The organism is Magnetospirillum fulvum MGU-K5, from assembly GCF_000442515.1.
GTDB classification, from domain to species: Bacteria; Pseudomonadota; Alphaproteobacteria; order Rhodospirillales; family Magnetospirillaceae; genus Phaeospirillum; species Phaeospirillum fulvum_B.
On record NZ_AQPH01000084.1, the window covers coordinates 1 to 14,596 of the forward strand.

The following is a 14,596-nucleotide window of genomic DNA, read 5'->3' on the forward strand; positions in this document are numbered from 1 at the left end:
CAATCTTGACGATATCGGGATGAATGTTGGCGAGCAGGTTAAGGCCGCAGGCCCCCGCCCCGAAATCGTCAAGCGCGACCATGAATCCCTGGCTGCGGTAATAATCGATGATCCGCGACAGGTGGAGATGGTCCTCGATGCTTTCGTCCTCGGTGATTTCGAAAGTGATGCGGTCGCAGGGAAAGCCGACCCGTTCGGCCGCGGCCAGAGTGGCGCGGATACAGGCGCTGGGCTCGTACACCGCGTTGGGCATGAAATTGATGTTGAGACGGCGACCGCGATCCAGCCGTCCAGCCAGTTCAATCGCGCGGACCCGGCAGGCCTGATCGAAGGCATAGCGGTTATCCGGCGTCACCTGCGACAGAATGCTGGCGGCGGATTGGCCCTCGGGGCCGCGAACCAGCGCTTCGTAGGAATGAATCCGGCGCAACTCCAGATCGATCACCGGCTGAAATGCCATGGTGAAAGGCACGTCGAAGGTCACGCCGTCCTGGCATCGTCCGCAGTGGGTGGTCATCTTTTGTCTCCCGTCTCTTCCGCATCATCCTCCGGGCGACAGAGCCGGGTCAACGCGCCCGTGCGAGGCATTAACCTTGACTGGCGCGGCAGGTCGGCATCGCTTACTCTTTGTCCCATCATGACAAACTCTTACACCGATCTGCTCCCCGCCCTGGAAGAGCTGGCCCGCAAGGCCGGGGCCGCCATCATGGACATCTATGCCGAGGATTTCACCGTTCGCCACAAGGCGGATTCCTCGCCGGTGACCGAGGCCGATCTGCGGGCCGAGGCGATCATCCTGCCCGGCTTGGCCGCGCTCACTCCCGATTTCGCGATCGTCGCCGAGGAACAGGTGGCGGCGGGACGCGTGCCGGTGTTGAGCGACCGCCCGTTCTGGCTGGTCGATCCGCTGGACGGCACCAAGGAATTCGTCCGCCGCAACGGCGAGTTCACCGTCAATATCGGCCTGATCGCGGGCGGCGTTCCGGTTGCGGGCGTGGTGCTGGCTCCGGTGCCGGGGCTGCTGTGGTCGGGCGCGGACGGCCAAGCCTTCCGGGTCGATGCCGACGGACAGCGCCAGCCGATCGCCTGCCGCCCCCGCCCGGCCAGCGGGGTCCGGGTCGTCACCAGCCGATCGCACAATCAGCCCGAATTGCTGACGCAATGGATCGCCCGCTTCGAACAGCCGGAACTCGATTTCGCCGGATCGTCGCTGAAACTGTGCCGGGTCGCCGAGGGATCGGCCGATCTCTACCCCCGCTTTGGCCCCACCTGCGAATGGGACATCGCCGCCGCCCATGCCGTGCTGCGGGCAGCGGGAGGGGTGATCGAGAGCTTTGACGGCGTGCCGCTGGCCTATGCCAAACCGGGCTTCCTCAACCCCGATTTCGTCGCCCGCGGTCCCGATCCGATCACCCAACGCGTGTAGCCGCACCCGCCTGGGCCGCAGTCACCCCGCATGTCAAAAATGTTGCATTTTTCCTACGAAAGAGCCATTCTGAGGGGGTGAAAGGAACGACCTTTCACCCTTAGCCGCCGTAGTTCACTTACGGTGACTTGGTCGGAACTCACAACCCATAGTGGTTGCGGCGGATTGCGATCCGCCCATCGGGGGTCCTGCCGATTTTTCACGATAGAGAGGCCGTCGGCCCGTCCGGCGGCCTTTTCGTTGTCCCCCTTCCCCTTTGCCCACTCAGCCCCCATCTGTCGGGAAGCCCCATTCACTATCCTCGGTATTCCCATGTTGATCCGCCGGCTTCCACAGCACGAACGGTCGGCTTATGCCGCCCATCTCAAACGTCTGTCGCCCGACGACCGTCATCTGCGCTTTACCCGCGCCGGGGTCAGTGACGAATGGATCGACCACCATGTCGCCAATATCCCCGAAGATGGACTGATCCTGGTGGGGACGCTGCGCGACCGGGTGATTGCCGCGGCCCATGTCGCCTTTGACAGCGACAGCGCCGTCGCCGAGGTCGGCATCAGCGTCGATGTCGAGCATCGCTCGGGCGGGCTGGGGTCGGAATTGTTTAATCAGGCGGTGGTGTTCGCCCGCAACCGCCGCGCCGAGAAGCTTTATACCCTGTGCCTGTCCGACAATCGGGGCATGGTGGCGCTGGCCCGCCGCGCCGGGATGGAGATCGAGTTTTCTCAGGGCGAGGCCGAAGCCCATCTGCCGCTGCCGCCGCCCGACCCGCTCAGCGTGTCGCAGGAGATGTCGAGCGGCCTGTTCGCGGTGTTTCGCGATTGGGCCGAATTGTTCGACCGCTATGGCGCGCTGGTCAACGGAGCCGCCCCGCCCGGACGTGCGAAGGGATAGGATTCTGCCGCCGGAGTGCGCTATACCCAAAGCGCCATGTCTGACGCTCCCCTCCCCTGTTCGATCCCGCCCGACCGCCTGACCGAAGCCGCTTCCTTGCTGGCCCAGGGCGGTCTGGTTGCCTTTCCCACCGAGACGGTTTACGGGCTGGGCGGCGACGCCACCAGCGATTCCGCCGTCGCCGCGATCTTTGCCGCCAAGGGTCGCCCCAGCTTCAACCCACTGATTTCCCATGTCGCCTCGGTCGAGGCCGCCGCCGCCCTGGTCGAATTTGGCCCGCTGGCCCAGGCGCTGGCGGCGCGGTTCTGGCCCGGCCCGCTGACCCTGGTCCTGCCCAGACGAAGCGACTCGCCGATTTCGTTGCTCGCCACCGCCGGATTGGACAGCATCGCGGTGCGGATGCCCGATCATCCGATCGCGCTGGCCCTGATCCGCGCCTTTGGCCGCCCGCTGGCGGCACCCTCGGCCAACCGCTCGGGCGCGGTCAGCCCGACCACCGCCGCCCATGTTGCCCAATCGCTGGGGGACAAGGTCGGGATGATCCTGGACGGTGGCCCCTGCCGGGTCGGGGTCGAATCGACCGTGCTCGACCTCACCGGCCCGGTGCCCTTGCTGCTGCGGCCGGGTGGGATCGCCCTCGAAGAGTTGGAAGCGGTGCTGGGAACCCGTCCGGCACGCCCCAGTCCCGAGGCAGGCTCGCCGACCGCCCCCCGCGCGCCGGGAATGCTGTCCAGCCATTACGCCCCCACCCTGCCGGTCCGGCTCGACGCGAGCGACGCCGCCCCAGGCGAAGCGGTGCTGGGCTTTGGCCCCGGCGACGCGACCTTGAACCTGTCGCCCAGCGGCGACCCGACCGAAGCCGCCGCCAATCTGTTTTCGATGCTGCGTGCGCTCGACCGCCCCGACTTTACCGGGATCGCCGTCCGCCCGATCCCCGATGCCGGGCTGGGGCTGGCGATCAACGACCGTCTGCGCCGGGCGGCGGCTCCCAGAGGATAAAAGCGACGATGACCTCTCTTGACCATCTGTCCGCGATTGTCGGGCCGGGCCATTTCCTGACCGATCCCGCCGATATGGCCCCCTATCTGATCGAGGAACGCGGCCTGTACCGCAGTTCCGCCCTGGCGGTGGCCCGACCCGGATCGACCGCCGAGGTCGCCGCCCTGGTCGCCGCCTGCGCCGAAGCCAAGATCGCAATTGTGCCCCAGGGCGGACGCACCGGCTTGTGCGGCGGCGGGGTTCCCGCCGGGCTGGAGCGGGCAATCGTGATCGCGACCGAGCGGATGGACCGCATCCGCGCCGTCGATCCGGTCGATTTCACCATGACGGTCGAAGCGGGCTGCATCCTGGCCTCGATCCAGGCGGCGGCGGACGAGGTGGGATGCCTGTTCCCGTTATCGCTGGCGGCCGAGGGATCGTGCCGGATCGGTGGCAACATCGCCACCAATGCCGGCGGGACCAACGTGCTGCGCTATGGCTCGACCCGCGATCTGGTGCTGGGGCTGGAAGTGGTGCTGCCCGACGGGCGGGTGTGGAACGGGATGAAGGCGCTGCGCAAGGACAATACCGGCTATGCTCTGACCCAAATGTTCATCGGTTCGGAAGGAACGTTGGGGATCGTCACCGCCGCAGTGCTGAAGCTGTATCCCCGCCCTGCCGAGCGTCAGACCGCGCTGATCGCCCTGCCCAGCCCCCAGGCGGCGCTGACCCTGTTGGGGCAGGCGCGACGGGCAAGCGGCGATGCCGTCACCGCCTGTGAATTGATGTCGCGCCTCGCCCTCGATCTCGCGGTGCGTCACATCCCCGGCCTGCGCGATCCGTTGCAAACCCCGGCACCGTGGGTGCTGCTGCTGGAATTGTCGTCGTCGCGGCCGGGCGGACTGCGTGAGGCGATCGAGTCCGTGCTGGCCCAGGCGCTGGAAGACGGCACCGCACTGGACGCGGTGCTGGCCGAAAGCGGAGCACAGCGTCAAGCGCTGTGGCGGCTGCGCGAATCGATCCCCGAGGCGCAGAAGCACGAAGGCGGCAGCATCAAGCACGACATCTCGGTCTCGACCTCCCGGGTTCCCGAACTGATCGAACGGGCCTGCGCGGCAGTAGCCGAGGCCTTGCCCGGCGCGCGCCCGGTGGCGTTCGGCCATATCGGCGACGGCAACATCCATTTCAACGTGTCCCAGCCGGTGGGAGCCGACAAGGATTCCTTCCTCGATCAATGGCCCCGGCTCAACCGGATCATCCACGATGTCGTCACGGCGATGGGCGGTTCGATTTCGGCCGAACACGGCATCGGCCGGTTGAAAGCCGCCGAACTGGTCCGGATCAAACCGGACGTCGATCTTGACCTGATGCACCGGATCAAGCAGGCGTTCGACCCCGACGGATTGATGAATCCCGGCGCGGTGCTGATCCCCCGGTGAACGACAAAGCCAACCCGAACGCTATAGAAATTCTGCGATTTGCGCTATATCTTTAGTCGGAAACACCCTTACGGGGGAGCCGACAATGCGCAGACGAACGTTGATGGGACTCATGGCGGCGATGGTGGCGACGGCGATCCTGCCCTCGACCGCCAGCCGGGCCGAGGACACGCTGCGGATCGGCGTGGTTCCCCACACCAGCGCCCGCGTCGTGCTGGAAATGTACCAGCCCCTGCGCGAACGGCTGGAGACCGAACTGGGCCGCAAGGTCGAGATTCAGACCGCGCCCGATTTCACTTCGTTCGTCCGCCGCGCCCTCGCCCACGACTATGACATCGCGATCACCACCGGGCATCAGGCCCGGCTCTTGCAGCAGGATGCGGACTACCTGCCGCTCGTCACCTATTCGGCCGAGTTCCGCGCCGTGGTGGTGGTGGCGGGCAATGCGCCGATTACCCACCCCGAGGACTTGACCGGAAAAATCGTGATCGGGCTTAGTCCGACCTCGCTGGTGACGCAGTGGGGACGCCACTGGGTCGCCGATCACGGCATCGCCGTGATTCAGACCCGCTATGTCAGCGCCGCCGACAGCATGGCGCAATTGCTGCTGGCCGACGAAGCTGCCGCCGGCTTCATGTCCACCGCCGTGTTCCAGAACCTAGCCCCCGACGTTCAGGCAAAGTTGCGCATTCTCGCCCGCTCCGAGCCGATGCTGGGCCGGGTCTACATGCTGAACGGTGCCTTGGCCGAGCAACGACCGGCCATCCTCGCCGCGCTGAAAGCCTTTGCCGCCTCTGCGGCAGGCAAGAATTATTTCAACAGTACAGCTCTCTCTGGCTACCGCCCGGTGACACATCAGGATCTGGCGGCAATGGATCCCTTCGCCCAGGAAGTCCGCACCCTGCTGCGCGAGGCTGCCCCATGATCTGGCCGTTCCATATCCGCACTGTCCGCGCCCGGTTGCTGATCCCCGCGATTCTGGTCGAAACGGTGATGCTGACTTTGATGGTCGGCAACGGATTGCGGGTGTTGTCCGTCAGTCTGGAAACCCAGGCCGAGTCCCAGGCGGAACAGTTGGTGCCGGTGCTCCAGGCGGCGCTGATCACCCCGCTGGCTCAGCGCGACCACGCCACCGTTCAGGCGATCCTTGACGAAAGCCGGGTTTCAAACGCGCTTGATTATCTGGCGGTCGAGGACGCCCGGGGCCGGGTCATCGCCATCAGCGGATGGGACAAGATCACTCCACTGCCCGTGGTGGAGTCCCGCCTCTCGTTTAACGAGAAGGCTCCGGGAATCCACCGATTCGACGTCGGCGCTCCGGTCGGACTGCTGGGACAGGATCTGGGGCGGCTGCAATTCGGGCTGAACCTTGATGAGCAGGTCGCGGCGCTGCACACCCAGTTTTCGCAAAGTCTGGCGATCGCCGCCGCTGAGATTGCTCTGTCGGCGGCGCTGCTGACCGCGATCGGCATCTGGCTGACCCGCCATCTCACCGCCTTTGCCCGGATGAGCGAGGCGGTCGGACAAGGCGATTACGGCTCGGTCGAAATGGCCGAGGGAGACGATGACATCGGCCGTCTGGGCCGCGCCTTCAACGCGATGTCGCGCGCCGTCCACGAGCGGGTCCAGGACCTGACCATCGCGATCCGCCGCCGCGAGGAGGTCGAAGCCGAATTGCGGGCCAGTGAAGCCCGCTTCCGCGATCTGGCCGCCTCGGCATCGGACTGGTTCTGGGAAAGCGACGACCAGGGTCGGCTGACCTATGCCTCCGAACTGATCGCCTCGGTGTTGGGGGTGACCCCGGCAGCGGTGGTCGGTCTGACCTGGTTCGATCTCGGCCTGAACGATTTGCCCGAGATGGCCGATCAATACCGCCACGATCTGGCCGAACGCGCCCCCTTCCGCGATCTGACGATCAATATCGGCCCACCGGGCGGCAAGGACTTCCGCACCGTGCGGGTCAGCGGTACCCCGGTGTTCGATGCCGATGGCCGGTTCACCGGCTATCGCGGCGTAGGCGCCGACATCACCCGCGAGGCCCTGGCCGAATTCCGCGCCCAGCGCGCCCAACAGCAATTGGTTGATGCGCTGGAGAGTTTGGCCGACGCCATCGCGGTTTATGACGTCAATGATCATCTGGTGATCAGCAATGCGGCCTATCGCGGCCTGTTACGGATCGACCAGGAAACGGCGGACGGCGACGTTACCTTTCGCGATATCATTACCTATGCCTACGATCACCGCCTGTTCAATATCGGCGGACGGGATTTCGACACCTGGATCGATGATCGTATCCGCCGCCATCGTGACGCCAATGGCGAGGTCTTCATTGTCCAGACCCATGACGGCCACTGGTTCCAAAGCCGCGAATTCTCCACCCGGGAAGGCGGAGTTGTCTCGGTCCGTACCGACATCACCGAACTGAAACGCCGCGAGGTCGAGTTAGACATCCTGCGGCGGCGCTATGCCCTGATCCTGGGGGCGGCGGGCGAAGGGATTCTGGGTCTCGATCGCGACGGACGGGTCACTTTTGCCAATCCGGCCGCTGCGGCGCTGCTGGATTATTCGGACGAGCGGATGATCGGAACCGCACTGATCGAGTTGTTAGGCGACACCGCACCCGAAAATCAGACCGCCGCCGCCCCCGGCATCGTCACCGCCTGCCGCGACGGCCACGCCGAGACCGGGCGTGGCCAGATCGTCACCCGCGGCAATTCGCAGCCGCTGCCGATTGATTATTACATCGGACCGATTGTCGAAGCGGGCGAGATCGGCGGCGCGGTGCTGCTGGTCCGCGATGCCACCCTTCGCCTGCATTACGAATGGACCCTGGCCAACCAGCAAAAGGAACTGGAACGCCAAGTCGCCGAGCGCACCGCCGAACTGGTCCGCGCCGTCGATATCCGGGCCAGGACCGAGGCCGCCTTGCGCTCGTCGCGCGAGCGGATGAAGGGCATCACCGACAGTCTGGTCGAAGGCGTGGTGGTCACCGACCGCCATGGACAGCTTGTTTTCGCCAATCCATCGGCGCGGCAATTGCTGGAATGCGGCGACATCTCCGATATCGAGGGCTATCCGCTCGATACCTTCATGCGGCTGGATACCGCCGCAGGCGCGGTCGATTTCGCCCAATCGCCCTTCCGCAAGATGCTGGATGGCGGCACCGCACCCTCGGACAACGACGCCCGCTTTATCCTGACCAGCGGCCGCCCCCTGGCGGTGGCCTATTCCTGTGCGCCGTTGATCGACGACGAAATCGGACGCGGGGTGATCTTGTCCTTCCGCGATATCGGGGTGTTGAAACTGGCCCAGCACGAAACGATGCAATCGGCCCGGCTGGCCAGCATCGGCCAGCTTGCCGCCGGGATCGCCCACGAAATCAATACCCCGATCCAGTATATCGGCGACAATCTGCGCTATCTCGACGGCGCCTTGACCAAATTGAAAAGCGTGGTCGAGGCGGGGCGCGATCTGGCGGTCCAGGCTGCCGCCACCCCCGATCTCGCCGCGGCGGCGGGGCAGTTCGAGGAAACCGCAGCGCGCGTCAAGATCGGTCGCCTGCTGACCGAATTGCCCGATGCGGTCGCCGAATCACTGGACGGAGTCGGGCAGATTGGCCGCATCGTCTTGTCGATGAAGGAATTTTCTCACCCCGGCACCTCGGCCAAGACCGCCACCGACATCAACCGCGCCCTGGAAAGCACGCTGACAGTCTGCCGCAACAACTGGAAGCATGTTGCTGAAATTAAACGTAATTTCGACACCGGCCTTCCCCCGGTCAATTGTCACACCGGCGAGATCAATCAGGTGTTCCTCAACCTTATTCTCAACGCCGCCCAGGCGATCGAAAGCGCGGGCAAGCCGTTGCCGGGCACGATCACAATCTCGACCCGGCGCGATGGCGATTGGGTTGAGATCAGCGTCGCCGACACCGGAACCGGCATTCCGCCTGCGATCCGCGACCGTCTGTTCGATCCGTTCTTCACCACCAAGCCGGTGGGCAAGGGCACCGGCCAGGGTCTGGCGATCTGCCGCGACGTCGTGACGGTCAAGCATGGCGGCACGATCGAAGCGGGGGGCGAACCGGGCCAAGGTGCCGTCTTCACAATCCGCCTGCCGCTCGCCGGGACAACCGTTGTCGAGGACAGCGCGGCATGACGACACCGGCGCGGATCGCCTTCGTCGATGACGAGACGCACATCTTGCGCGGCATCCGCCGGGCGATGGCCGATCAGGAAGAGACGTGGGAGATGGCCTTCTTCTCCTCGGGCGAGGAGGCCTTGGCCGAAATCCGTCGCCAGCCGTTCGACGTCGTTGTGTCGGACATGCGGATGCCGGGGATGGACGGGGCCACCCTGCTCGGCCATGTCCGCGATCTCAATCCGGCGACGATCCGGGTGATTTTGTCGGGCTATGCCGATTCCGACGCGGTGCTGCGGACGGTCGGCCCGGCCCACATCTATCTCGCCAAGCCATGCGATGCCGAAACGCTGCTGCGCGCCCTAGCCCGTCAAATCTCGCTGCGCTCGCTGCTCGATACCCCCGCCTTGCATGGCACCCTGGCCGGGCTGACCAATCTGCCCAGCCTGCCCGAGATTTACGGACGCCTTCAGGCCGAGTTGATCTCGCCGGATTGTTCGGCCAAGAGCATCGCCGATATCATCGCCCAGGACATGGCGATGACCGCCGAAGTGCTGAAGGTGACCAACTCGGCCTATTTTTCGTCTGCCGGGTCGGTTTCCACCCCGTTTCAAGCGGTCCGATTGCTGGGGATCGAGGTGATCCAGGCGCTGGTGCTCCATGCCGGGCTGTTCCGCCAGTTCGCGGGCAAGCCCGAGCTTGCCCCCCTGCTGGAAGCCCTGACCGAACACTGCCTCGCCCTCTCGGTCGTGGCCGAGCGGATTGCCGCCAGCGAAGGTGGCGACGTCGCCACCGTCAAATCGGCCCAGATCGCCGCGATGCTGGCTAATATCGGGAGTGTCGTGCTGCTCGACGCCCACCCCACCGCCTATCAGGCGATGCTGGCCGATCTGAGGCCGGGGCAAACGCTGCAACAGGCGGAGACCGCCCGCTTTGGTGCCGGTCACGCCGCGATTGGCGGCTATCTGCTGGGGCTGTGGGGGTTCTCGGATCCCGTGGTCGAGGCGCTGGTTTATCATTGCGCCCCCTCTGCCTGCCCCGGCCGCGACAATCTGGCCCTGACCGCGCTGCACGCCGCCCATGTACTGGGGCCGCCCTCGCCACTGCTTCCCCCGGCAGCCGGATCGACCGCGATCTCGACATGACGTATCTTATCGAGGCCAGACACGACGGCCACGTTCCCTTGTGGCGCACGTTGGCAGGGCTGGACCGCAGCGGGGAATAACCATGGCCGACCGGGTTTTGCTGATCGACGACGATCCTCACCTTCTCTCCGGCCTGCGCCGCCTGTTCGACGAGGAGTTCGATCTGGTCACCGCTCCGGGAGGCAAGGCCGGGGTCGAGGCCGTCCGCACCGGGCCGCCCTTTGCCGTGGTGATCTCGGACATGCGGATGCCCGATATGGACGGGATCGAAACGTTAAAGGCGATCCGTGCCCTGGCCCCCGACACGGTGCGGATGATGCTGACCGGCAATGCCGACCAGACCACCGCGATCGACGCGGTCAATCACGGCGCGATCCTGCGTTTTTACACCAAACCCTGTCCGACCGATCTGCTGCGCGAGGGAATCCAGGCCGGGATCGAGCAATACCGTCTGGTCACCGCCGAACGCGACCTGCTGGAAAAGACCCTGAGCGGCAGCCTGAAGCTGCTGGTTGATCTGGTGTCTATGAACGATCCGGTCGGCCACCAATTGGCGGTGCGACTGCGCGAATGGGTGCGGCTGCTGGCGGTCGAGATGCGGATGCCGACCCGCTGGCAGCTCGAAATCGCTGCGACCCTGATCGGGATCGGTCAGGTGGCGGTCCCGACCGAGATCATCGCCCGCTTGCGCGCGGGCGAAACCCTGACCGACATCGAACGCCAGATTGTCGAACGCGCCCCCGAGGCGGCGCGCAATCTGCTGTCGAACATCCCCCGCCTGGAAAAGGTGGCGGAGATTCTCTATTACCAGGACAAGGGTTTTGATGGCAGCGGCTTTCCCGCCGACGGCCCGTCCGGCGATGCGATCCCGTTCGATGCCCGATTGCTGCGGGTGCTAAAGGATCTTGCCCTGGCCACCGAGGGAGGGCCGCTGACCCGCACTGCCTTTGCTGCGTTGGATGTCCACCGCGAGCGTTATGACCCGCGCCTGCTGGCCGGGGTGCGGATCGCGCTGGAAAAAACCCTTTCAACCGAAACGGCAACGGTGATCGAGGTTCCGCTATCTTCGTTGCGGGTGGGACAGACGATCCTGTCCGACATCCGTCAGACCAACGGACATCTGATCCTGGCCGCCAACAGCCAGATTTCCGAGGCCCAGTTGGAGCGGCTGCGCAATTTGCGCCGGATCTTCACCTTCATCGAACCGATCAAGGTCCGAGCCTAAAGGATTGGGGGCGCAAGGCCGCCCCCAATCCTGGTCCCGGTCTTTAGGCCGCCGTCAGCGCCTTCAGATCGTCGGCGACGCCGCCGACCGGCATCACGTTGAACTTGTCGACCAGCACCTGAAGCACCGCCGGAGTGACGAAGGCGGGCAGGCTCGGCCCGATCCGGATGTTGCGGACCCCGAGATGAAGCAGGGCCAGCAGCACGCACACCGCTTTCTGCTCGTACCACGACAGGACCAGACTGAGCGGCAGATCGTTGAGACCGCAGCCAAACACCTCGGCCAGGGCCTGAGCCACCTTGATCGCCGAGAAGGCGTCATTGCACTGGCCCATATCGAGCAGGCGCGGCAGCGGGCCGATCTGACCATAATCATGACCGAGCAGACGGAACTTACCGCAGCCCAGCGTCATGATGATCCAATCCTGCGGCAGACCCGCCGCCAGATCGGTGTAATAAGAGCGCCCGGTATCGGTGCCGTCGCAGCCGCCGATCACGGCGAAATGCTTGACCGCCCCGCTTTTGATCGCGCCAACGACGGTGTCGGCCAACCCCAGCACGGCATGGTGGCCAAAGCCGACCTGATGCTCGCCGGTCGAGGCGCTGTCCGTAAAGCCCGGAGCTTCAAGCGCCGCCGCGATCACCGCCGAAAAATCCTGACCGCTGACATGGGCGATGCCGGGCCACGCCACCGGGCCGCAGGTGAACAGACGGTCGGCATAGCTGTCGGCCGGGCGCTGGATGCAGTTGGTGGTCATCAGGATCGCGCCGGGGAAGGTGTCGAACTCGCGCCGCTGCCACATCCAGGCCCCGCCGAAGTGACCGGCAAGGTGAGCGTGACGGCGCAGTTCGGGATAGGCATGGGCGGGCAGCATCTCGCCATGGGTGTAGATGTTGATCCCGGTGCCTTCGGTCTGTTCCAGCAGCGCCTTCAGATCGCCGAGATCATGGCCGGAAACCAGGATCGCCTTGCCCGGGACATGGCCCATCCGCACCGCGCCGGGGGTCTGGGGACCGAACGTGCCGGTATTGGCGGCATCGAGCAGAGCCAGCACCGCGACCGAGGCTTCACCACAGCGCAAGGTAAGGTCGAGCAACCGCCCGATATCGGTTTCGCCCCGCGCCAGCGCCGCCAGCGCCTCGACGGTGAAATCATCAACCAACGCCGAGATTTGGCCGAGGCGACGGGCATGGTGGGCATAGGCCGCCATCCCCTTCAGCCCATAGGTCAGCAATTCCTGCAAACCCGTCACGTCGTCGCCATCGACACGGCGACGGGCGGCGATCCCGACCAGTTCGGCCAGGGTGTTCAGTTCGGTGCTGGTGGCGGGCAGGTCTCGTCCCGCCGTGTCGGCGACGCTGCGAATCATCGATTCCAGCCGGGCCGTGTCGAAATTGACGTTGGTGACGGTAGCGAACAGCGCTGCTTCGAGCATCTCACCGCTGCCGGCCGGACGCTGCACCGCCGGAACGGCGGCAAGACCGAGAGCGAGGCTTTTGGCGACATCCAACAACAGATCCTGCAACCCGGCCGCGTCGGCGCTTTTGCCGCAAACGCCGACCTCGGTGCAGCCGGTGCCGCGTGCCGTCTGTTCGCATTGATAACAGAACATGTGGAGTCCCCTTCCCTGATGTGCGGAAACCAGCATTCCTGGCCCGATGTCACCGTCACTGTGCCCGATCGCGTCGGCCCCGGCCTTGACGCCGGTCAAGTCCGCCCGATTGACTTGATACACCCGCTCTGCAACGATGCAGATCATGACGATAGAGTGGAACAGCAGCCTGGAAACAGGCGTCGCCGAGGTCGATGCGGATCACCGCAACTTGGTTCGGCTGATCAACGAACTCGACACAATGTTGTCGCAGGGCGTTGATCCGGCTCGATTCGGCTCGGTGATCGACACGCTGATTGATTATGCCGAGAACCATTTCCGCCGCGAGGAGGAGATGCTGGAACGGTTGGGCTATCCCGATATCTCCGACCATGCCGAAAGCCATGCCGGATTTGGTCACCGCCTGGGCGCGATGGTCGCCGGATGTATCATCGAACCCGGCCCGGATTCGATCGCCCGGCTGCACGATCACCTGCATTCCTGGCTGATCGACCATATCCTGTCCGAGGATATGCGCTACGCCCCCTTTGTCCGCGCGCGCTTGTCCGACCAGGGCTAAATCCCCCGCCGTCGCAAAGACGACCGCACTCCCCTGTTCAATAAAAAACCGCCCGGTTTCCCGGGCGGTAGAGGTGTTGTCTCAGAGAGGGAGGCTGGCCAAAGAGAATCTAGGGCTCAACATCTGAAATGAGTATAATGTGCGTTTTCTTTGAAGTCAACCCTTTCGCACGGACGGCGGCGGGCAAAGCCCGCGCGGCGATTGCGTCGGCCACGGGCTGTCCCTATACTGACTGCCTACTTTTCCCCGCCTTCGACGCCATGCACGAATTACCCCGTTGCCGGGGCTGTTCGTCGAGAGTCGGCTTTACCGGACCATCATGACCCAGGTTATCCCCCCCGCGCTTGCCTGCCTGCCCGGCCCACGCGATCCGTCCCTGCTGCGCGATGAGCGACTGGACGAGATTTTCGCCGCCACCGTCGCCCGCACTCCTGCCGCCCGTGCCGTCACGTTCGGCGACACCAGCCTGGATTATTCCGAGCTGGCGGCGCGAGCGGAGCGGATTGCCGGGGTGCTGGCCGCGCGCGGGATCGGTCCCGGTGCCTTTGTCGGGCTGTGGATGAGCCGCTCGATCGATCTCCATGCCGCCCTGCTCGGCATCCTGCGCAGCGGGGCCGCCTATATTCCGTTCGACGCCGACGCGCCGTCCGACCGTATCGCCGAATGCCTAGCCGATTGCCGCGCCGCCGCGATCCTGGTCGATGCCGACACCGCCGGACGGATCGCCCAGCCCCTGCCCGCCCCGGTTCTCGATGTGGCTCCGCTGCTGAATGCGGCCCCGGCAGAACCCGCGCCGGCCCCGCGTGACCGGGGAGCGACGTCCGATAGTCCGGCCTATCTGATCTATACCTCCGGGTCGACCGGACGGCCCAAAGCGGTGGTGGTGCCCCACCGCGCCATCTGTCATTACCTGCGCGCCGCCAACAGCCTGTATGGGATCGAGTCCAGCGACGTGGTGTTCCAGGGGGCCTCGGTCGCCTTCGACCTCTCGCTCGAAGAGATTTTCATTCCCTATCTGGTCGGAGCCCGGCTGTGGATCGCCGGTCCGCGGACCCTGGCCGAAACCGAGCAACTGCCCGACCTGCTGGGAGAGGCGGGGATCACCGTCCTCGATACCGTGCCGACGCTGCTGTCCCTGCTGTCGCGCGATGTCCCCTCGCTGCGGCTGATTATCCTGGGGG

Annotated in this window: 12 protein-coding genes; 10 read left to right on the forward strand and 2 right to left on the reverse strand. The window is 65.2% G+C overall.

Annotated features, from left to right (window positions below; all coding sequences use genetic code 11):
- The coding region (locus K678_RS15365; protein ID WP_021133393.1) for an EAL domain-containing protein at nt 1-517 on the reverse strand (517 nt) is incomplete at its 3' end.
- A 120-nt stretch (nt 518-637) separates the two neighbouring features.
- Here K678_RS15365 and cysQ point away from each other — a divergent pair.
- From cysQ to K678_RS15405, 8 genes are all read left to right on the forward strand, one after another.
- Nucleotides 638-1,426 (forward strand): 3'(2'),5'-bisphosphate nucleotidase CysQ, encoded by a 789-nt coding sequence (gene cysQ, locus K678_RS15370; protein ID WP_021133394.1) that lies wholly within the window; start codon nt 638-640, stop codon nt 1,424-1,426.
- 312 nt (nt 1,427-1,738) lie between these two features.
- Complete coding sequence (locus K678_RS15375) at nt 1,739-2,317, forward strand: GNAT family N-acetyltransferase (RefSeq protein WP_021133395.1); 579 nt, start codon at nt 1,739-1,741, stop codon at nt 2,315-2,317.
- 36 nt (nt 2,318-2,353) lie between these two features.
- Nucleotides 2,354-3,316 carry an L-threonylcarbamoyladenylate synthase gene (locus K678_RS15380; RefSeq protein ID WP_039853469.1) on the forward strand — a complete coding sequence of 321 codons (963 nt, stop codon included), beginning with the start codon at nt 2,354-2,356 and terminating at the stop codon, nt 3,314-3,316.
- 8 nt (nt 3,317-3,324) lie between these two features.
- Complete coding sequence (locus tag K678_RS15385) at nt 3,325-4,734, forward strand: FAD-binding oxidoreductase (protein ID WP_021133397.1); 1,410 nt, start codon at nt 3,325-3,327, stop codon at nt 4,732-4,734.
- An 85-nt stretch (nt 4,735-4,819) separates the two neighbouring features.
- Complete coding sequence (locus tag K678_RS15390) at nt 4,820-5,659, forward strand: phosphate/phosphite/phosphonate ABC transporter substrate-binding protein (RefSeq protein WP_051185957.1); 840 nt, start codon at nt 4,820-4,822, stop codon at nt 5,657-5,659.
- Nucleotides 5,656-8,892 carry a PAS domain S-box protein gene (locus K678_RS15395; RefSeq protein WP_021133399.1) on the forward strand — a complete coding sequence of 1,079 codons (3,237 nt, stop codon included), beginning with the start codon at nt 5,656-5,658 and terminating at the stop codon, nt 8,890-8,892. Before K678_RS15390 ends, K678_RS15395 begins: the two co-directional genes overlap by 4 nt.
- Complete coding sequence (locus K678_RS15400) at nt 8,889-10,019, forward strand: response regulator (protein WP_021133400.1); 1,131 nt, start codon at nt 8,889-8,891, stop codon at nt 10,017-10,019. The genes K678_RS15395 and K678_RS15400 overlap by 4 nt, the downstream gene beginning before the upstream one ends.
- Before the next feature lie 82 nt (nt 10,020-10,101).
- Nucleotides 10,102-11,244 (forward strand): HD domain-containing phosphohydrolase, encoded by a 1,143-nt coding sequence (locus K678_RS15405; RefSeq protein WP_021133401.1) that lies wholly within the window; start codon nt 10,102-10,104, stop codon nt 11,242-11,244.
- A gap of 43 nt (nt 11,245-11,287) precedes the next feature.
- Here K678_RS15405 and hcp read toward each other — a convergent pair whose 3' ends face one another.
- Complete coding sequence (gene hcp / locus K678_RS15410; protein WP_039853476.1) at nt 11,288-12,856, reverse strand: hydroxylamine reductase; 1,569 nt, start codon at nt 12,854-12,856, stop codon at nt 11,288-11,290.
- Nucleotides 12,857-13,001: 145 nt separating this feature from the next.
- On the opposite strand from hcp, the gene K678_RS17970 reads away from it, so the two are divergent.
- Both K678_RS17970 and K678_RS15420 read left to right on the forward strand, forming a co-directional pair.
- Entirely contained in the window at nt 13,002-13,415 is a 414-nt protein-coding gene (locus K678_RS17970) for a bacteriohemerythrin (RefSeq protein ID WP_021133403.1), read from the forward strand.
- Nucleotides 13,416-13,734: 319 nt separating this feature from the next.
- A partial coding sequence (locus K678_RS15420) for an AMP-binding protein (RefSeq protein ID WP_155804576.1) occupies nt 13,735-14,596 on the forward strand: 862 nt, incomplete at its 3' end.